This window comes from Anaerohalosphaeraceae bacterium, assembly GCA_035378985.1.
GTDB lineage: Bacteria > Planctomycetota > Phycisphaerae > Sedimentisphaerales > Anaerohalosphaeraceae > JAHDQI01.
On sequence record DAOSUR010000026.1, the window covers coordinates 1 to 17,575 of the forward strand.

The following is a 17,575-nucleotide window of genomic DNA, read 5'->3' on the forward strand; positions in this document are numbered from 1 at the left end:
CCGCTGGGCCATGCGGCCAGCACCGGAATGCCGCGCGAGCGGAACTGGTCGAGCGTCTCATTGCCCTTGCGGGCCGCATCCGACTGAATCGTCTTGAGCAGCTGATTGTTGCCGGCCAATATCAGCGTGCTGCCGTTCTCGCCGATAATCTGCCGCAGCTGATTGAGTTTCGCGACGGTCAGTCCGCTGCACTCATCCAACAGCAGCGTGCGTTCACGTTTGAGCAGATGTTCACGGATGCGGCTGGTGAGTGTTTTCATCCCGCCGTACGAGTCCAGGTCCATCGCCGCCGCAATCGCCGCAAACATCGCCACGCTGGTCATCGTGTCGTCGAGCTTGACATAGATGGCCGCCGGGTGGACCGCCGCATACTGCCGCAGGCAGATCGATTTGCCGTGCCCGGCATCGCCGATGATGACGGCAATGCGTCCCTCACCCGGCTGCGTAAAGGATTCGGCTTGTTTGATGACTGCAAAGATGGCCTTGGCAATCGTCGTCTCCACATAGGGTGATTCTTTTTTCCGCTCGGCCCGCTTGGCCGTTCGGTTCATATAATCCACCAATCGGGCGGCAATTTTTTTCGAGTCCCCCTCATACTTGCCCAGCAGAAACTGCGACAGGGCCGCCAGCGACACACCGATGGAGGCCGCCAGCTCGCCTCGCGTTATGCCGTACTGATCGCAGAAGGCGATCACCTTGTTGCAGAAGTGCCTGACCTCATCCTTGCTTTCCATATTCGGCATCCCTACCAATACTTTTCGGGCCTCCTGCTCGAGCGTTTCGAGCAGCTTTTTATTCATCGTTTAATCCCAATTTAAATGCATTTTTTCCTGTTCCGCACCCGCCTCAATCTCCAGCGTCGGCAGCGGCTTCGGCTCGGCCCGCATTGTGTCATACTCAATCTGCAGGTCCGCCACATAGTGAATCGCCTCGCCGCCGGCCGCCCGCCGCACCTGTTTAATCTGCGCCATCCGCTGGTGCTCGCGGACCTGGCCGTCCATCACCGTCGCTACCGGCCGAATCACCGGTTTTTCCGGCTCCGGCATCGGCCGCGTCCGCGCCTGCATCGCCGCCAGCGTCAGCGTCGTTAAATCCATCGCCGCCGTTCTGGCTGCCGGAGCGGCCTGCTTCACCAATCGCTTGGCCTTGGCCTGCATCGCCCGAGCCTGCCGAAGGGCCGCATCATCCGCGCCGCCGTAGGCTACCATCTTCCACTGTTCGGCGATGCAGATGAGCTTGTAGGTATTCGGCTCGTATACCCAGACCTTCGTGAGATCCTCCGGGTCCCAGGCCGCGCGGACCTTTTTGCCCTGCCAGGCCAGCAGTGCCGGCTCGGCCGCCCCGTAATCCAGTCCCCGGATGCGGATGCCGTTCTTGCCGACCGTCAGCAGGCCGCTCCAGCAGCGGCACATCAGGTCCAGCACCCCTTCGGCCGTCACGCGCCGCACCGAGCGCTGCTGTATCACTTCCAACGGACTCTTGCCGTCCATCCCGCGTCCCTGATGCGCCGTGCGGTTGTAGATTTGGATATAGGTTTCGGCCTGCGAGCGGAACTCCTCCAGCGTCGGCGCCGCTGCTGCAAAGGTCTCCGATTTCATTTTATCAAAGAGATCCTCCGGCCGCGTCTGTGTCGTCCGTCCGCACCAGGTGGCGAATGTGCGGCAGAACTGCTGCTCGAACCTGTCAAACCACCTCTCGATGCACTTGCTCTGCGGATGGTATGGGATCGCAAACGACACGCCCACACCCAGCAGGGCATATAATCCGGCCGTCACCTCCTCATCCAGCCGCAGCCCCTGCAGTTTGCGGCGCTGCTTGGTGACGCCCGTAAACATCTCGCAGTCGTAGTCCTTGCCGTTGTCGATCTTGACCGACTCCGGCAGCCCCCACTGCCGGCATCCGGCCCGGAAGGCCTGCAGGATCGTCGTGCTGCTGGGCTGCTCGCTGATTACCCAGCCGACGATTGTGCGGCTCCTCATATCCTGCCAGGCCGTAATCCACGGCCGCACCCATCGCCCGTTCGCTCGCACCCATACATCGCACTGATGATGATCACCGACCCAGACCGCCCCGGGTGCAATGCTCTCCGGGTCCGTCTTGAGATACGGCGCATACTTGGCCTCATACGCCGCGCGTCCGTCCCGATGCAGCACCTGCACCGGCATTGGGATCCGCTCGTTAATCAGCTGCTGCATCCGCCGCAGCGATGGAATCGTCCAGCCGCGATGCTGGCTTTGATTCAGGTAGCACAGGTTCCGCCAGCACATCGCCGCCGACGGCTTCTGTTCCACCAGATACATCCGGCAGAACTCCTCCCAGGCCTCCGGACTGATCTCCGCCTCCGCCGCCCGCCGGCTTCGCCCATCCGCCAGCCCGGCCGGTCCCAGCGTCCGAAGCTGTCTGCGCCACCAATAAAGCGTCCGCAGCGGGATCTGCATCTTGGCGGCAAATTGTTCAGCCGCCGCCGTCCGGCTGATCCGCAGCGATTCGGCGTGGGCCACAAACAAATCCATCTCCCGCAGGATCGCTATTCGCCGCAAAACCGTCTGCCGCTGCACCTCCGGCAGCTCCTCCAGATCCGTTTTCGGGTTTTCTGCGGCGGAGGCCGCCTGCAGGTCCGGATGCGCCGTCGACGGAATCCGCCAACTGCGTCCGGATTTATAGGCCCCCGGAAGCCGGCCTGCTTCACACAGCCGTCGGATCTGACCCTGGCTCTTTTTCAGCCGTTCTGCTGCTTGTTGTATTGTCCAATCCATTTTTTTTCAGCTTTGCCGTCACAATGCTTTTGACGGCATTTAAGACGACTTGAATCAATTCCACCATTGCCGCCAATTCGATCCGCAGGGCCTTATCCAGATTTTCAGCGCTGACTTCAACGGCATAGTCTCCCTGACCGAATTTCAGAACCGGCCCTTCGTCATCCGCCTTCGGACTTTCCGGCGGCAGGGGCGTCATCAAAACCCATTGGCCGCTGTCGGTCGGCACCGGCACGTTATGCACCAAATCATACGGCAGATATTGATGCACAATCCATCTGCCGCTCATTCCGGGCGTCTGCATCAGGATGGCCCCCTTTTGGCAGTCAAAGCACCAGCCCTGCACCAGCCGCCAGGTGCGTCCCTTTGCCTGATAGGGCTCATGCACGACCGGATAGGGCAGATACCGATAGCAGTGGGGGCAGATGCCCCCTTGTACATATTTGGCCTCTTGCGTCTCCTGCTTAGGCATTATCATTCTCCTCAGCAGGCCCGCCGGGGGCTGTGCGGCATCGCTTTCTTCGGCGGTTCACAGCCGGACCGCCGGGAGGCGGTCTTCGGACCCTGGCGGGCGGTTTGAGTTAATTCCAGATTGCTTCCGCAGCAGATGGTCTTAACAAACCGATGCGGCTGCGGATTGGTGTTATAATCGCCGATCGGCAGATGATTTTTTTGGCTGCAGTAGGGACACTCAAAGACCAAAAACTGCAGACCTCGCCGCCGACGTACCGATGCATGGACTTTCCTAAGCGGCATGAGTCCCTCCTTTCGCTCCATGAGTCCCTCCTTTCGCTCTGGGGAAAAACGACCGGGTGGTGAAGGAGGAAGCCCCGCCCGGTCGCCAGGAGTGAAGAACCTTTAAAAAGCAGGCGGGGAGGGAGTCCAATGCAGCGGCCCCACCCGCTTCGGAGGAGGATGAGGACGAATACAGCCGGCCCCGCTTTGGAGCGGGTCCGGCTGTACGAGGGGACAGATGGGAGGGTGGCATCTGTCCGGAAAGGAGAAAACATCGGATCGGATCAGCCGACAACTCGCGGCCTGCTCGATCGAAAGATTTCGCGTTTTTTATGAACATATTTTCTCTGTAGGCCGCAGGCCTTTCTCAAAAACTTTCTTTTAAAGCGGACTGCCGCCGAAACGGCAGCCCGCCGAAATACTCAGCCGGTCGCCTCCGGCTGCGATTCTCGGAAAACTTGAAACTCGCCATCCAATTCCCGCTGCTTGGCGTTCAGGATTGGGGAGAAATCTCCCGCCTCCAGGGATTTTTCCAGCAGGAAAATGCCAGATGACATCAGAGTTTTTAGGGAATAGCCAGTCAATTTCTTCATCCTTCGGGCTGTTTCGGAAGCGATGGGAGTGAGCATCTGTCCGACCCTTGTTCGGTGGGATGAGTGTCGTCGATTTTTCCTATTTGTGACCATAATCTGCACCCTATTCTATCTTTCGGGAAAAGTCAACATAAAAAATTAGCTATTTGGATTATTTTTTAATTCAGATGCAGTAAAAAATATTCTAATGCCTTAGGAAATAAAGATTTGCATTTGCACAAAAAAAATGCTATACTCTAAAAAAAATATGGCTAAGAAACGATATACCATGCATTTTACCGATGTCACGCTTCGGATGATTCAGTCTCTGGAGAAGCGTGGATACATGATTCGGCAGATTGTCAATGCCGGCGTGGTCTTATTCCATCAGGCGGATATGGCCAAACGCGGCCAGGCGACTGCCATCGCCCACGGCATGCTCAAAGAAGAGCTCTGCGACATCCTTGAGCAAATCCAGGAAACCGTGGAATGGATGGAAAGCATCAAACAAAAAGAAGAGGTCTTTACCCGGGAAGAAATCGAACTCGCTCAAAAAATCAAATCCATACAAAAACAGCCAAAAGGACCGGTCTCTGGGGTCCGGAGGAGAGATTACAGGGATCGGTGTTTTCATTTTTTGCTTGGGGTGGTTGATTTTTTTTGCATCCCTTTCTCGGGGGTATTGGGAATCCATCTGGGTCCCGATTGCCGGAGCTTTTTTGACTGCAGCCGGACGGTTGCTGCGGCATCTGGATCAGATCGAAAGAACTTTAAAAAAATTTTTAGAAAAAAACTTGACAGATAAAACACAGTAGCCGATAGTAAAAACAGCAATACTAAACCGGTCGCCTCCGGAGATGCTCTGTCTGGAGGCGTCCGGTTTTTTGGTCAGATGCCTCCAAAAAAGGATTTAAATTTTTGGAAAGGAATCCGCCATGAAATATTTTGCAGTCCTCCTCCTCCCCTTTTTCATCGGCTGTTCCGGCGGCAGCGGTGAATTTGCCGCCGGCGCAGCGGCCGGCGGGGCCCTCACCGGGGCCCTGGCTGTCTATCAGCAGCACCAGCAGGACCTGGCCGCCCGCTACGAGCAGGCCCTCAAAGAGCAGGAGCAGGCCGTTACGCTCACCGAGCAGCAGGCCGCCAAGCTCAAAGCCGAGGCCCTGCAAAAAGAGCTGCAGGAGACCCAGAAGAAGGTCATATTGCTGGAAACAGCCAAAACAGCCGTTGACTCCTCCGCTTCCGTCGATTGGACCGGCCCGCAGGCGGTCAGCGGATTTACCACCGCCGCCTCCGTCCTGTTGGCCTCGTACCTTTTGAGCCGCAAAAAAAGTAAATCATGGAGACGCCGCTGAATCTGCAAACCTGTGACATCCTCCTGTGCTCCGGCAGCAGCCGGCTCAGCCGCCGCATCAAGACCTATAATCATCTGGTCGGCGCAACCGGCACAGCCGCTTCCATCAGCCATGTCGCTCTGGCGGCATCCGGCGGATCAGCCGTCTTTGAGGCCACCACGCTCAACCGCTGGGCCGGCAAATCCGGCGTCCAGATCAACCCCTTCGATAACTGGCTGTCCCATTATCCGGGTTCCGTTTGGGTCCGCCGGCTTCATTTTCTCCGACCGCCTGAATTTGAAAACAAAGCATCCGATGTCATGCAGGGCCTGATCGGTCTGCCCTATGAGCACGGCATCCCCGGGGCTTTTGAGCTGCTTTTGTGCGGCATCAAGTGGACCTGGTTCTGCCGTCTGATCGATCGGGATCGGCGGCTGCAGACCGTGGAACTGCATTGCACCGAGGCCGCCGCACGCGTCCTCCAGCGGCTCGGGCTGATGCATCAAATCGATCGAAAAGGACAGTTTGTTTATCCCAATAAGCTGCCGCCTTTTCAATGGTGGCCGGGTGGACGCGTCGAAACCCTATTCCGCAGTTTTATCCGGATCGAAGAACCAGTCCGAATCCAGTGAAGGAAATTTTATGAATTGGTCCATCTTAGCAACGGTCATCAGCGCGGCGGCGGGCATTATCAGCGGTTTAATTTTGATGATTCTGACTTCCATCAAGTCCGATCTGCGGGCGATTTCAGCACGAGTCGATCAGCAAGATGCCAAGATTGAGCGGCTGGCGGAAAGAAAGAATGCCTGCAATCAGGATTTTGTCGGCAAGGTGGAGTACATCCGCTCCATCAATTCTCTCGAAGAATCCATGAAGAAAGTTTCCGAGGGGGTCGCGATGCTCAACGGTTCCATGCGGGTTATTGAACAAATGCCGCAAATCTGCGGCCATATCGCCAAAGAAATTGTGAAGGAGATGCGTTATGAATAAGCAGGACCTCATCCGTCAGGCTCGGAATTTAATGCTGCGGTCGCTGGACCGGGTTTATCCCTCGGGGCTTTCCGTCAAGCTGCTCGAGCAGGTAATGTGCACCGTCGACGCCAACTACGGAATTGATTTGATGCGGAAGGACATCGCTTATTTGCTGGAAAAGGGCTACATCGAAATCGTCTCTCTGGATGGGGAGGGAACTTTAGCCGATGTTCGGAAGAATTCGATGGCCGTCATCAAGCTCACGGCAGTCGGGCTTGAAATCGCTCAGAATCTAAAAAGGGACCCGGCCTTGGAGGTCTGATCCGATGCGGACTCGTCGCGTGCACAGTTCGATTGATACGCTGCCGCCGGCCCTGCGTTCGACGCTGACGGCCATGCTCACCGACGGCGTCTGGCCGCCGGACTGGCCCGGCCCGAAGGAGGGCCGCCCCCGCTATGAAGACATGGCCGATTACTGCCGCCGCTGCGGCCATCGCATCAGCCGCTCCGCCATCGGCCGCTGGGCCAAGGGGCTGCTGGCCTATGAGCGGATGCGTTCCGCCGCCCAGATCGCCCGGCAGGTCATGAGCGGTCTTTCGGAGGAAAACGCCTCCGAAACGCAGAAGGCCGCCGCCGAGATTATGACGGCCCAGATCATCGATCTGCTCAGCGCCGAAGAGCTCAGCCCGAAGGAAATCTCCCTGGTCTCCTCGGCCATCCGCGACTGCACGCAGGTCGCCCTCAAGGCCGATCAGTATCTCCGCAGCCGCCTGGCCGAAAAGGCCGCCTCCGCCGAAAAAACCATCGCCAAAGAACTCCGCAAGAAGGTAGACCCGGAGACGCTCAAGATTATCCGCGAACAGATTTACGGGATCGTGCAATGACCGAACCGCTGATCAACCTGCTGCCGTATCAGAAACGCTGGATGCGGGATGACAGCCGCTACAAGATTGCGCTGCAGGCCCGCCAGACCGGCAAATCCTTTATGGCCTCGCTGGAGGCGGTCGATCAGGTTTATCAGACCGGCGAAACCTGGGTGCTGCTGTCGCGCGGCGAGCGGCAGAGCCGCGAGCTGATGGAGAAGGCCGCCCAGCACGCCCGCGCCTACGCCCTCGGCATCTCCGCCGTTGACGAAGAGCGGTTCCGGGGCGATGAAAACGAATACAAAATGCTCGCCATCCATTTTCCAAACGGCGGCCGCATCATCGGCCTGCCCGCCAACCCCGATACAGCGCGTGGTTTCTCCGCGCATGTCGTGCTCGATGAGTTCGCCCTGCACAAAGACAGCCACAAAATCTGGACGGCGCTCTACGGCTCCATCACACGCGGCTACAAGATTCGGATTCTCTCCACCCCGATGGGCAAGCAGAATAAGTTTTATTCGCTCTGGACGGGCAATCAGCCCTACAGCCGTCATTTTGTGGACATCTACACCGCCGTCCGCGAAGGGCTGAAGGTCGATATTGAGGCCCTCCGCAGCGGACTGGATGACCCGGACGCCTGGGCCCAGGAATACGAATGCAAATTCATCGACGAAGCAACCGCCTTTTTGACCTACGAACTGATCTCCGCCTGCGAAATCGAGCAGGCGGCTCTGGAGTCCGCCGATCTTTCCGCCGGCGGCGAGTATTACGCCGGCATCGACATCGGCCGCAAACGCGACCTGACGATCCTGTGGCTCCTCGAAAAAGTCGGCGATGTCTATTGGACCCGGCGTGTACAGGTCCTTGAAAAGACTCCCTTCCCGATGCAGGCGGAGCTGCTGGCCGAGACGATTCGCCGCCTGCGGCCGCGCCGCGTCTGCGTGGACTATACCGGCATGGGCGGCCCGATCTGTGAGCAGCTGCAGAAGCTCTTCGGCTCTTCGCGGATCGAACCGGTCACGTTTACGCCGTCCGTTAAGGAGTCGATGGCTGTCCGCGTCCGCCAAATCTTTGAGGACCGCCGCATCCGCATCCCGATCGACAACGCCGTCCGCAATGACCTGCACGCCGTCCGCAAAATCGTCACCGCCGCCGGCAACATCCGCTACGACGCCGAGCATACCGCCGACGGCCATTCCGACCGGTTCTGGGCACTGGCACTGGCGCTGGAGGCCTCAGACGCCGGCGCCGTCAAACCCATGTGTTATGTGAGTCGGAGGGCCTGATGAAGTTATTTAAATCCATCGAGCGTTTGTTCAGTCGCACCAAGAGCAGCACGTCTTTCGCTCGGCTGCTGCGGTCCTCCTTCCGCGATCCCGTCCTGGCCGGCGAGCCCTATCGCCAAGTGGATATCGTCTTTGCCTGCGTCAACAAGATCTTGACGACGCTCACCGCCCGCAACGTCCCGTTGGTCTTAAGCACCATCGACGATCAGATTGTCGAGGACGGCCCGATTTATGATTATCTGTTCCGCAATCCGGCTATGTCCTTCGACCGGCTGGCCGCCGACTGGCTGGGCAACTACATCCTCTTCTGCGATGTATTCTTTGTCTTCGACGACCCCATCCGTGAGGACAGTCCCTTTGAAATTGTCGCCGGTCCCCGCATGCGGGAGATTGTCAATCCGGGCGGCACGCTGGTCGGCTGGGAATGGATCGATGATTTCGGCCGCATCCGCCGCGTTGCTCCGTCTCAGGTCTATCAGACCCGCAACTTCAATCCGTACAATCGCTGGCACGGTCTGGGCCCGCTGGGGCCCTGCGACAACGCCCTGCAGTACTGCTATGCCCTGATCCTCCGCAACCGCACGGCCCTTCGCAACGGCGCTGAGCCGGGCGTCATCCTTCAAACACCGGCCGGTGTTAAACTCGAGCCGGAGGAGATCACAGAGATTCTGTCGGCCTTCGACAGCCGCTACGCCGGCGAGGACAAGGTGTTGAGCACGGTCCTCCTGACCGGCGGCATCGAGGCCAAGACGCTCACGCTCAAGATGGTCGACCTGCAGGCCGCCGAAATCGACCAGAAGCAGGCCTGCCGCATCGCCGCCGCATTCAACGTCCCGCCGCAGCTGATCGGGCTGGTGCCTGAGTCGCAATATTCCGGCGGGCCGGCCATGCGGGATTTCGTGTTTAATTCCTGCATGCCGCTTTCGCAGCTGTTTGCCTGGACCCTCACCGACGCTCTCATCAGCCGCTTCTACCGAAGCCAGGTTCACTCCCGGTCAGTGCTCGAGTCGGGCACCTGGCGTCATCTGCGGAATCTCTCGCAGAAAGAGTCCTATCGGCTCTGCCGCATCAAGGCCGCCCAGTCCGGCCGGCCGGTCTTCGCTTGGTTCGATTGGGATCAGCACCCGGTCGTCGCCGAAACGCGGATGGACTGGACCAAGAAAGTCATTGAGCTCAGCCGTGACGGCATCCCGCTCGAACAGATTATCCGGGCCTATGACCTGCCGTTTGATCTGGAGGCGATGCCGCATGCCAAATACTGGTGGATCAACTGGATGTCGCTGGCGCCGGCCCAGTGGGTCCTCGAGGCCGGTCCGCAGGGCATCGCCGCCACAGGCCCGGCCTATACACCGGAGGAGGAGCCGCAAAAGCAGACCGTCCGCTCCGCCGACCCGGCCGAGGAACTGGTCCGCAAAGAGCAGGCTGACCGGCTCTGGAAGGACTATGTGCAGTCCTGGCTGCCGCTGGAAAAAGAGATGCAGGCGGCCCTTCGCAGCTTCTTCCTGCGGCAGCGCCGCGAGCTCACAAGCCGCCTGCAGGAGGCCCTCTCGGGCAAAAAGGACGACCCGCAATCGCCGCCGACGACGGAGATTCTCGCCCGCGTCGTGCTCGATCTGAAAAAGGAAAACGGCCGGCTGCAGCTGATCAACCGCACCTTCTTTGAGCGGGCCGCCCGTATCGGTGCGGAAGGACTCCTGAAGTCCTCCGGCCTCTCGGCCGAGGAGGCCGCCCGCCGCGCCGAGTCCGCCTGCCAGCGGCAGATGGTGCGCGGCGCGCTGCTGCACAGCAGCCGCAACATCACCGGCATCAATCAAACCACGCAGGCCGCCGTCAGCCGCACGCTCCGGGAGGGATTGGAGGCCGGCGAAGGACTCGGCGAGTTAACCAACCGCCTCCGCTCCGTTTTAGACGGCTCGCTGGCGAGGGCCCAGCGCATCGCCCGCACGCAGGTGGCCGGGGCCGTGAGCACCGGCCGCTTTGCCGGCATGCAGGAGGCCGGCATTGAAAAGAAATCATGGCTCACCGCCCGCGATGAAGCCGTCCGCGACGCCCATCGCAGGGCCGAAGAGATGTATCGCGACGGCATCCCGCTTAATCAGCCGTTTCTGGTCAACGGCGAGCCGCTGATGTATCCGGGCGACCCGAGCGGCTCAGCCGGCAACATCATCAACTGCCGCTGCGTCCTGATGGCCCTTTACGGGCGCAGCCAATCCATAGGAGACTCCCATGCCGTTTGATCTGAATCCGCAAAAACTTAAACACCTCCACGCCTACATTCGCGAAGACGAAAAGGCTGTCGATTTGGACAAAAAACGCATCACCTTTGTCGTCTCCTCCGAGGTCGTGGACCGACACGATGAAGTCGTTGAAGCCCGCGCGGTCTATGAGGCCATCCGCCGCAAGGGCGAGTTTGCCGACAACCCGATCTGTCTGGCCTGTCATCTGCACCGACTCGAAAACGGCATGCCGCCGGCGGTCGGTTCTTGGGATGTGAGCACCGCCCGGCTGGTGAATGTCGGCGATCACGAGCAGGTCGAAATGACCCTTCAGTTCGACACAGAGCTTCAGCTCGGCGCCGAGCACTGGATCGCCTACAAGAACCGCACGATGCGGGCTGTGAGCATCGGCTTCCGCGTCCTCGAATATCGGCTCGACAAATCCGGCGAAAAGACCCTCTATGTCATCACGAAGCTGGAACTGCTGGAGATTTCCTGCGTAGCCGTCGGGGCCAATCCGGAGGCCCTGGCCAGATTGAAGGGCTTCGAATGGGCCGCCCGGAAAAGTCCCGACATCCAGGACTTTGTTAAGCATTATCTGGATCAGGAGGTCCGCTCGCTCCGCGACTGGCTGGACGAAAAGTTCCAGACCCTCGAAGACCTCCTTTACTTCCACAACCAAAAACAATCCGCCGACCTCTTTTCGGCTGCGGAGGAATTGTCCCCCGGCACCTCCTCCGATCCCCGAAAAGCAGACGGCTCCGGGGATTTCGCGGCATTAAAAAAAGCAATTGAAAGTCTTTTAAAAAAGGGGTAAACCATGAATGAACAAGATGTAAAAAAAATGCTCGAAGACCTCCTCCTTCAGCGGGAGAAGGGGCTTCTGACCAATGAACAATTCATTAAGTCCGTCTCCGGCGAGGTGAACAAGCTCCTGGCCGACCGCTTCGCCGATATCGATCAGCTCCGCAAAAACCTCAACACCCTCTCCGAGGAGCTCCGCTCCTATCGCGAGCAGTCGATGATCGGCAATCCGGATCATCTCAGCGGGCTCTACAAGGGCGTCTGGGGCAATGCGCGTCTGGCCCAGGACTTCGGCCTGTATATCATGGCCGGTGTTCTCGGCTCTTCAACCGCCGCCAAAATCTTGGAGCATCGCGGCTACAAGCTCGAAAAGGCGGTCAGCTCGCAAAATAACCCTTCCGGGGGCCTGCTGATTCCGCAGCAGCTGGTCGATGCTTTTGTCCTGATCATCGCCCAATACGGCGCCGCCCGCCGGTTCTGCCAGCCATGGCTGATGACGACCGACACGGAGTCTGTGCCGAAATTCAACAAGGGGCTGAAGGTCTACTGCACGGAGGCCGGCGTCATCCCGACCCCGCAGGATTTGTCCGGCAATCTGCTGACGCTCAAGGCCCAGAGCTGGGATGTCTTTGTGCCGGTCAACCGCGATACCGCCGAAGATGTCTCATCGGCCATGTCTCTGGGCAATATCTTGGGCGAGCTGATGGCGATGGCCTTTGCGGAGCAGGAGGACCGCGTCCTCTTCTGCGGCGACGGCACCAGCCCGTACTTCAACAACCTCGGCATCACCGGCTGGTTCAATCAGCTCAGCTCCCCAAAGGGCCTTGTGAGCGGCAGCGGCAGCGGCTGGAACGGTCTGACCCTGCCGAACTTCCGCAGCATGATGGGAGCCCTGCATCCCTACGGCTGGGGCGGCGAAGGTCCTCGCTGGTTCTGCAGCAGCCGCTTCTATTTTGAAGTGATGATGAAACTGGCCGATGCCGCCGGCGGGGCCTCCAAAACAGAAATCATCGTCGGGGAGGTTTCCACCGGCCGCCGCTTCCTCGGCCTTCCGGTGGAGTTTGTTCCGCTGCCGTATGAGTCGGCCTCGAACCAGATCTGCTGCGTCCTGGCCAATCTGGGTCGCGGAGCCGTCTTCGGCGACCGCCGGCAGACGACCATCGAGCAAAGCCGCGAGGCCCTGTTCCTCCAGCGTCAGATCGCAGTCCTGGCCACCGAGCGTGTAGCAATATCTGTCTACGGCTGCCATGATGTGGAGACCGACCAGACCAAAAAGGCCGGCACTATCATCGGACTGAAGACCGGATAAAAGTTGATTCTCCTTTCCATCCTCCGGCGGTCGTGCGGCCGCCGGAGGGTCTTAAAAAAAATAAAACAGAACTGATTTTTGAAAGGAATAAAAAAATGAACCCACTCCAAGAGGAAAAAGTGACCCTGATGCTCGCCGAGGTCAAAAACAACGGCGCCTTCGGCACCCAGACGCCGCTGGACCTGTCCGGCTGCGGCGTTGCCAAGATTGAGATCATCGTCGGCACCACGGATGTCGCCGTCGGTTCCGGCAACATCTTCACGCCGCTGATCCTGGAAGAGTGCGACACCAACTCCGGCACCGCCGGCGATTGGACGGAGATTGCCTCCGCCAAGCTCACCTCGGTCATCGCGGGCACGGACGACAACAAGATCTTTGCGATCGACGTGCCGAATATCCCGGGCCGCAAACGCTTTGTTCGCGTCAAGGCCCCGACCGCCGGCAGCGGCACCTCCGGGGCCTTTCTGGTCATTCGCGGCGTGACCGCCCAGCGGGCCGTCGGTCCTTCGACCGCCGCCGAACGCGGCTACGCCCAGCATATCACGGCCTAAACAAGAGGGGCCGCTTCGGCCCCTCCTTTTGGAACAAAAAAAATGAAAAAAAAACAAGAACCGGTTCAAGGCGAGCAAATTAAAAAAAACTTTCCCAGTCCGAAGGACAAGATGATTCGGTCTGAAGACTACAGGAACAAGGCATGCTCTGTACCCTCGAACAAATCCGGCAGCGTCTCGGCGTAACCTCGCTGTCCGCCGAAGAGTCGGCCGTCCTGACCGGCCTGATCGGCTCGGTCACGGCGATGGCGGAGCAGTACTGCCATCGCGGGCTTGTGCTGCCGGAAGAACCCGTCACAGAAGTCTATACCGGCGGCACGCCGTATCTGCGGCTGCGGGCCTTTCCAATCGCGGGTCTGCAGTCTATCCGCATCGCCGCCGACTGGGACTTTGATTCGGCAGAACCGCTCGTCTCCAGCGAGTATCGATTGCTCCAGTCCGGCCGCAGCGGCATTGTCTACCGCGTCGATCTGCCATGGCCGGCCGAGCCGCCCGATTCGATTCAGGTGGTCTATCGCGGCGGCTATGTGCCCGCCGGCTCCGAGCCGGCCTCCTCCGCCGAAGTGCCGATGCCGGCCGACCTGCAGGAATCAGCCGTCGAGCAAGTGTCGTTTCTCTTCAAGCGAAAAGACGACATCGGCCTGTCGGGCGTATCTTTTCAGGGCGGGTCCTTTTCGAAATTCGAAAACATCGACCTGCTGCCGCAGGTCAAACGCATCTGGGATGCCTACAAGAGGATTGTGCTGTGAGAGTGCTGCTTGAATTAGGACCGGAGTTTCGCGCCGCCGTCAGCGGCACGCACCGCTCGGCGCAGCATCTGGCCCGCGCCGCCTCCGGCGGTCTGCGCCGCGCAGCGCAGGAGACGGCCTCCTACATCGCCGATCATTATCTGACCGGCCGTGTCCTGCGCCGCCGCACGGGCAATCTGGCCCGTGCACTGGCCGGCTGGATGCTCAGCGACCTGGAGGCCGCCGTCGGCGTGCGGCCCTTCTCCGGCGTCGATGCCTACGCCTGGCTCCTGACGGATGAGGTTAAGACCATCCGTCCCCGCACGGCGCGGCTGCTGGCCGTCCCCATCGGCGAGAACCTCACCGCCGCCGGAGTTCCCCGCTTCCGGTCTCCGCGTGAGGTCCCCAACGGGTTTTTCTTCCGCAGTGCGGCCGGCAATCTGCTCTTCGGCTATCGGCTCGGCAAGACCGAGCGGGCCCGAATCCGACCGCTCTTTGCCCTCGTGCCGGAAGTGACGGTCTTCGGCTCCGGGGCCCTCTATGACGGCGTCCTCGATCGTGTTGACGCCATCACCGATACCGTCTATCGCTCGATTGCGGAACAATTGGAGAGTGCCTGATGGATTTGCGTAAAGACTGCATTGCTCACTGGCGATTTGAGGAGTCCGGCGACTCGCGGCTGGTCCTCGATTGTCGCGGCATCCTGCACGGCCTGGCCTCCCGCCCGACGAAGGAGTTGTCCTGCCCAGGTCTTCTGGGCAATGCCTTTGCCTTCAACGGCGCCGGCGATCATATCCATCTGGGCTCCAGTCTGCAGGAGTATTGGCGCAAGAGTTTTACAGTCTGCGGCTGGGTCCAGCGAATCGACTGCGAGCAGGAGGTTGCTCAGTCCCTCTGGGGCATCATCGGCAACGATTATGAAAATATCCTCGAAATCGACGAGAACTCCGATGAAGTTCTCTTTAATTACATCTGTGATTCGAAATGGACTCAATGCGGCTCCACATTCATCCCTGATTCCTGGCGGCGCAATGAATGGTGTTTCGTCGCCGCCATTCTCGATGTCGAGACCGGCCAGAGCCGGCTCTGGTGGAATAATACTCTCCTCAAAAGCACCTCTCTGGCGGAAGGCACAGACCCCTCGAAGTGGACAAGTCCTCTGCCGTTCCTCTTGGGCGCCGCCATGCCTCCCGGCGGCGTCCCTTTTTCCGTTCGTCCGCTGCGGCTGGACAATCTGATGCTCTTCGGCCGCGCTCTGACAAATACGGAACTGCTCGTTTTATATAATGACGGCAACGGCCGCGAGTCCCTCACCGATTCGCCCGAGTCCGGTTTATTGACCGAGCTGGAGGACTGGGCCTGCCGGCGTCTGTCGGAGATGACCGAGGACGGACGTCCCTGTTTCCGCACGGTCGCCCCCTGGGCCGGCCAGGTCGGCATTGCCGACGGCGGCGTCAGCAGTTTTGAGCGCTACGCCCCGATGGCCTTTGTACAGGCCTCCGTAGAGCGGCTCAGCCGCGAGGGCGATTACGCCCCGGCCCTGCACATCATTCTCGACATCGCCTTCGGCGACCGCAGCGGCATCGACGGCGCCGCGCGGCGCGGCGGCCCGGATACCGTCGGCGTCAATCGGCTCTTCGAAAAAATCGTTCTGGCCTTCGACCGCTCGCATCCCGGCCCGGATTTCTGCTGCGACGAATTTTATCTGAGCGATGCGGCGGATCTGATTGTACATCCGAAAATGCATTACCGGCAGGTCCGCTTTGAGGCCCGCTGGATCCCGATTCCTGAATCATAAGGAGATGGAATATGGCTGTTGTGAACAAACGAATTTTTTGCCCGACGGCAACCGCCGTCAACGGCGTGTCCGTCGGCGGCACCGTCTCGGTGCGGCTGACCGCCGGCTTTGACAACATCCTCCGCAGCGGCGCCGACGGGCTGCAGGTCCCGATTGTTGATCGCGATGTGCAGTTTGTTCGCGGCTCGGTCACCGTGCAGGATTGGCCCAAAGTGCTCGATCTGCTCACCGGCACCGTCAGCAACCTGGTCTTCTATGAGCGCAAGTCCGGCACCGGTCCAACCGGCGGCTACATCAAACACACGCTCAATAATCCCTGCATCCACAACATCCGGCTGGAGATCCGCCAGGGCTCCTATGCCTCCGTGTCGTTTGACTTCGAGTGCCGCTTCGGCGATGAGACCGCTGCAATCGCCGACGTCTGGCAGCAGACCGATGCGCAGAATGCCCCGACTTATGTCTCCGCCGCACGCGGCGGCTGGCGCATTCGCTCCTGCCTGCACGGCAACACGGCGATTGCTCACCCGCTCGGTCTGTCGCTGAGTGTGAGCGTCCCGATGCTGCGGGCCTGCAACGATGCGGATCTCGGTTATACGGCGGTGGACTTATCGCCCGAGTGCGGTCTTGCGGTCAACGGTTCGCTCAGTTTTCAGGATGCCTCCATCCAGAACAATGTGATCCTCAGCAACCAGCTCCTGACCTCCTCCGCCGCCGCTCTGCAGCTGGTTCTGGTCCAGTCGGCGGGGGGGACGCCGCTGGAGCTGACGATTGCCGGCGTGCTCTTCGGCAGCGCCGATGCCTCCGGCGGCCAGCTGGCCTATGATGTCTTCTCGATGCCCTTCAGCATCAGCAATAATCTGTCGGCACCGCTGACGCTGGAGGGTCCAAACAAGCTGCTCATCATCGAGGAGGCCCCATAATGGCCGAGCGGTATTATTCGAGGCGGCTGTGTCTTCTGCTGGCGGTCTGCCTGATCGGTCTGGGATTGTTTCCGACCTCCGCCGAGAAGCCAGTCGCCTCCGAGCCGAATGCTCCGCCGGTTGAGCCGAACAGTCCGCCGCCGGATCCGCTCTGGCGGGAGGTCAGGGCCCCGGCCTTGCAGACCTTCTGCAATCAGTGGCTTCAATCGAGCCGCCGGGAATGCTTTGAGTATGTAGCCAGACCGAATCGATTTATCCTGCAGGACGACCCGAACTTGTGGCGGGCGATTGTGCCTGGCACAGAGCGGGTGATTGTGTGGACATACGATCTCAACGGCATCCGCATCCGCGACTGCTGGATTCGCCGCGCGCCGGCGGATGTCAATCACGATGGGATTGTGAATCTCAAGGATTGGACGATGCTTTTTTAGCGGACTTATTCTTCTTTGACAAGTTCATAGAGTCAGCGGAAAGGTTGATCTCGAGGGCCTCGAGGATCACGGCCAGCTTGTCATCGCTCAAGCGATGCCGGCCGGCCAAATAGTCATAGATTAGACTTCGGCTGACCCGGCCTTCCACGAGCCGGGCCAGCCGATTCGGGTTGAGCCCTTTTTGATCCATCGCCTCGAGAATCATCTTCAGAAAATCAATCGGCGCCATGGTGTGCACTCCAGTCATCTCGCGGCAGCCTGTCGGTCTCAAACACTCTCGCGTAAGCGAGGGGGAGCCTTACA

Annotated in this window: 22 protein-coding genes; 16 read left to right on the forward strand and 6 right to left on the reverse strand. The window is 59.7% G+C overall.

Going from position 1 to position 17,575, the window contains the following annotated elements; genetic code table 11:
* The 5 genes from PKY88_12540 to PKY88_12560 all read right to left on the reverse strand — a co-directional run.
* The coding region (locus tag PKY88_12540; protein ID HOQ06028.1) for an AAA family ATPase at positions 1-800 on the reverse strand (800 nt) is incomplete at its 3' end.
* 3 nt (positions 801-803) lie between these two features.
* On the reverse strand, positions 804-2,756 hold the full coding sequence (locus tag PKY88_12545) for a DNA-binding domain-containing protein (GenBank protein ID HOQ06029.1): 1,953 nt from the start codon (positions 2,754-2,756) through the stop codon (positions 804-806).
* Entirely contained in the window at positions 2,686-3,228 is a 543-nt protein-coding gene (locus PKY88_12550) for a hypothetical protein (protein HOQ06030.1), read from the reverse strand. The genes PKY88_12545 and PKY88_12550 overlap by 71 nt, the downstream gene beginning before the upstream one ends.
* A gap of 11 nt (positions 3,229-3,239) precedes the next feature.
* Complete coding sequence (locus tag PKY88_12555; GenBank protein ID HOQ06031.1) at positions 3,240-3,512, reverse strand: hypothetical protein; 273 nt, start codon at positions 3,510-3,512, stop codon at positions 3,240-3,242.
* Between the two features lie 401 nt (positions 3,513-3,913).
* Positions 3,914-4,084, reverse strand: coding sequence for a hypothetical protein (locus tag PKY88_12560; GenBank protein ID HOQ06032.1), 171 nt, complete (start codon positions 4,082-4,084; stop codon positions 3,914-3,916).
* A 268-nt stretch (positions 4,085-4,352) separates the two neighbouring features.
* Between PKY88_12560 and PKY88_12565 the strand changes: the two genes are divergently transcribed.
* The 16 genes from PKY88_12565 to PKY88_12640 all read left to right on the forward strand — a co-directional run bounded on the left by PKY88_12565 (position 4,353) and on the right by PKY88_12640 (position 17,272).
* Positions 4,353-4,868 carry a hypothetical protein gene (locus PKY88_12565; protein ID HOQ06033.1) on the forward strand — a complete coding sequence of 172 codons (516 nt, stop codon included), beginning with the start codon at positions 4,353-4,355 and terminating at the stop codon, positions 4,866-4,868.
* A 130-nt stretch (positions 4,869-4,998) separates the two neighbouring features.
* The gene (locus tag PKY88_12570) at positions 4,999-5,415 is read left to right on the forward strand and encodes a hypothetical protein (protein HOQ06034.1); all 417 of its coding nucleotides are present in this window, start codon (positions 4,999-5,001) and stop codon (positions 5,413-5,415) included.
* A complete protein-coding gene (locus tag PKY88_12575; GenBank protein HOQ06035.1) occupies positions 5,400-6,026 on the forward strand; it encodes a hypothetical protein in 627 nt (208 codons plus the stop codon). The genes PKY88_12570 and PKY88_12575 overlap by 16 nt, the downstream gene beginning before the upstream one ends.
* Positions 6,027-6,036: 10 nt before the next feature.
* Positions 6,037-6,384: a hypothetical protein gene (locus tag PKY88_12580; GenBank protein ID HOQ06036.1), complete on the forward strand. Its 348-nt coding sequence runs from the start codon at positions 6,037-6,039 to the stop codon at positions 6,382-6,384.
* Positions 6,377-6,688 carry a hypothetical protein gene (locus tag PKY88_12585; protein ID HOQ06037.1) on the forward strand — a complete coding sequence of 104 codons (312 nt, stop codon included), beginning with the start codon at positions 6,377-6,379 and terminating at the stop codon, positions 6,686-6,688. The genes PKY88_12580 and PKY88_12585 overlap by 8 nt, the downstream gene beginning before the upstream one ends.
* 4 nt (positions 6,689-6,692) lie before the next feature.
* A complete protein-coding gene (locus PKY88_12590) occupies positions 6,693-7,250 on the forward strand; it encodes a DUF3486 family protein (protein HOQ06038.1) in 558 nt (185 codons plus the stop codon).
* On the forward strand, positions 7,247-8,515 hold the full coding sequence (locus PKY88_12595) for a terminase family protein (protein HOQ06039.1): 1,269 nt from the start codon (positions 7,247-7,249) through the stop codon (positions 8,513-8,515). The genes PKY88_12590 and PKY88_12595 overlap by 4 nt, the downstream gene beginning before the upstream one ends.
* On the forward strand, positions 8,515-10,752 hold the full coding sequence (locus PKY88_12600) for a phage portal protein (protein HOQ06040.1): 2,238 nt from the start codon (positions 8,515-8,517) through the stop codon (positions 10,750-10,752). The genes PKY88_12595 and PKY88_12600 overlap by 1 nt, the downstream gene beginning before the upstream one ends.
* Positions 10,742-11,548 carry an HK97 family phage prohead protease gene (locus tag PKY88_12605; GenBank protein ID HOQ06041.1) on the forward strand — a complete coding sequence of 269 codons (807 nt, stop codon included), beginning with the start codon at positions 10,742-10,744 and terminating at the stop codon, positions 11,546-11,548. Before PKY88_12600 ends, PKY88_12605 begins: the two co-directional genes overlap by 11 nt.
* 3 nt (positions 11,549-11,551) lie before the next feature.
* Entirely contained in the window at positions 11,552-12,844 is a 1,293-nt protein-coding gene (locus PKY88_12610) for a phage major capsid protein (GenBank protein HOQ06042.1), read from the forward strand.
* 95 nt (positions 12,845-12,939) lie between these two features.
* The gene (locus PKY88_12615) at positions 12,940-13,395 is read left to right on the forward strand and encodes a hypothetical protein (protein ID HOQ06043.1); all 456 of its coding nucleotides are present in this window, start codon (positions 12,940-12,942) and stop codon (positions 13,393-13,395) included.
* A 143-nt stretch (positions 13,396-13,538) separates the two neighbouring features.
* The gene (locus tag PKY88_12620; protein ID HOQ06044.1) at positions 13,539-14,144 is read left to right on the forward strand and encodes a hypothetical protein; all 606 of its coding nucleotides are present in this window, start codon (positions 13,539-13,541) and stop codon (positions 14,142-14,144) included.
* Positions 14,141-14,743 (forward strand): hypothetical protein, encoded by a 603-nt coding sequence (locus PKY88_12625; GenBank protein HOQ06045.1) that lies wholly within the window; start codon positions 14,141-14,143, stop codon positions 14,741-14,743. The genes PKY88_12620 and PKY88_12625 overlap by 4 nt, the downstream gene beginning before the upstream one ends.
* Positions 14,743-15,921 (forward strand): hypothetical protein, encoded by a 1,179-nt coding sequence (locus PKY88_12630; protein ID HOQ06046.1) that lies wholly within the window; start codon positions 14,743-14,745, stop codon positions 15,919-15,921. The genes PKY88_12625 and PKY88_12630 overlap by 1 nt, the downstream gene beginning before the upstream one ends.
* Before the next feature lie 11 nt (positions 15,922-15,932).
* Positions 15,933-16,841 carry a hypothetical protein gene (locus PKY88_12635; GenBank protein HOQ06047.1) on the forward strand — a complete coding sequence of 303 codons (909 nt, stop codon included), beginning with the start codon at positions 15,933-15,935 and terminating at the stop codon, positions 16,839-16,841.
* On the forward strand, positions 16,841-17,272 hold the full coding sequence (locus PKY88_12640; protein HOQ06048.1) for a hypothetical protein: 432 nt from the start codon (positions 16,841-16,843) through the stop codon (positions 17,270-17,272). The genes PKY88_12635 and PKY88_12640 overlap by 1 nt, the downstream gene beginning before the upstream one ends.
* Here PKY88_12640 and PKY88_12645 read toward each other — a convergent pair.
* Positions 17,247-17,519, reverse strand: a complete 273-nt coding sequence (locus PKY88_12645) for a helix-turn-helix transcriptional regulator (GenBank protein HOQ06049.1) — start codon at positions 17,517-17,519, stop codon at positions 17,247-17,249. The genes PKY88_12640 and PKY88_12645 overlap by 26 nt on opposite strands.
* Between the last annotated feature and the right edge of the window lie 56 nt (positions 17,520-17,575).

What these genes read in the sequence shown, in the direction of transcription:
- PKY88_12545 (HOQ06029.1), bottom strand. Translation starts at nt 2,756, where the DNA reads ATGGATTGGACAATACAACAAGCAGCAGAACGGCTGAAAAAGAGCCAG.
- PKY88_12550 (HOQ06030.1), bottom strand. Translation starts at nt 3,228, where the DNA reads ATGCCTAAGCAGGAGACGCAAGAGGCCAAATATGTACAAGGGGGCATC.
- PKY88_12555 (HOQ06031.1), bottom strand. Translation starts at nt 3,512, where the DNA reads ATGCCGCTTAGGAAAGTCCATGCATCGGTACGTCGGCGGCGAGGTCTG.
- PKY88_12560 (HOQ06032.1), bottom strand. Translation starts at nt 4,084, where the DNA reads ATGAAGAAATTGACTGGCTATTCCCTAAAAACTCTGATGTCATCTGGC.
- PKY88_12565 (HOQ06033.1), top strand. Translation starts at nt 4,353, where the DNA reads ATGCATTTTACCGATGTCACGCTTCGGATGATTCAGTCTCTGGAGAAG.
- PKY88_12570 (HOQ06034.1), top strand. Translation starts at nt 4,999, where the DNA reads ATGAAATATTTTGCAGTCCTCCTCCTCCCCTTTTTCATCGGCTGTTCC.
- PKY88_12575 (HOQ06035.1), top strand. Translation starts at nt 5,400, where the DNA reads ATGGAGACGCCGCTGAATCTGCAAACCTGTGACATCCTCCTGTGCTCC.
- PKY88_12580 (HOQ06036.1), top strand. Translation starts at nt 6,037, where the DNA reads ATGAATTGGTCCATCTTAGCAACGGTCATCAGCGCGGCGGCGGGCATT.
- PKY88_12585 (HOQ06037.1), top strand. Translation starts at nt 6,377, where the DNA reads ATGAATAAGCAGGACCTCATCCGTCAGGCTCGGAATTTAATGCTGCGG.
- PKY88_12590 (HOQ06038.1), top strand. Translation starts at nt 6,693, where the DNA reads ATGCGGACTCGTCGCGTGCACAGTTCGATTGATACGCTGCCGCCGGCC.
- PKY88_12595 (HOQ06039.1), top strand. Translation starts at nt 7,247, where the DNA reads ATGACCGAACCGCTGATCAACCTGCTGCCGTATCAGAAACGCTGGATG.
- PKY88_12600 (HOQ06040.1), top strand. Translation starts at nt 8,515, where the DNA reads ATGAAGTTATTTAAATCCATCGAGCGTTTGTTCAGTCGCACCAAGAGC.
- PKY88_12605 (HOQ06041.1), top strand. Translation starts at nt 10,742, where the DNA reads ATGCCGTTTGATCTGAATCCGCAAAAACTTAAACACCTCCACGCCTAC.
- PKY88_12610 (HOQ06042.1), top strand. Translation starts at nt 11,552, where the DNA reads ATGAATGAACAAGATGTAAAAAAAATGCTCGAAGACCTCCTCCTTCAG.
- PKY88_12615 (HOQ06043.1), top strand. Translation starts at nt 12,940, where the DNA reads ATGAACCCACTCCAAGAGGAAAAAGTGACCCTGATGCTCGCCGAGGTC.
- PKY88_12620 (HOQ06044.1), top strand. Translation starts at nt 13,539, where the DNA reads ATGCTCTGTACCCTCGAACAAATCCGGCAGCGTCTCGGCGTAACCTCG.
- PKY88_12630 (HOQ06046.1), top strand. Translation starts at nt 14,743, where the DNA reads ATGGATTTGCGTAAAGACTGCATTGCTCACTGGCGATTTGAGGAGTCC.
- PKY88_12635 (HOQ06047.1), top strand. Translation starts at nt 15,933, where the DNA reads ATGGCTGTTGTGAACAAACGAATTTTTTGCCCGACGGCAACCGCCGTC.
- PKY88_12640 (HOQ06048.1), top strand. Translation starts at nt 16,841, where the DNA reads ATGGCCGAGCGGTATTATTCGAGGCGGCTGTGTCTTCTGCTGGCGGTC.
- PKY88_12645 (HOQ06049.1), bottom strand. Translation starts at nt 17,519, where the DNA reads ATGACTGGAGTGCACACCATGGCGCCGATTGATTTTCTGAAGATGATT.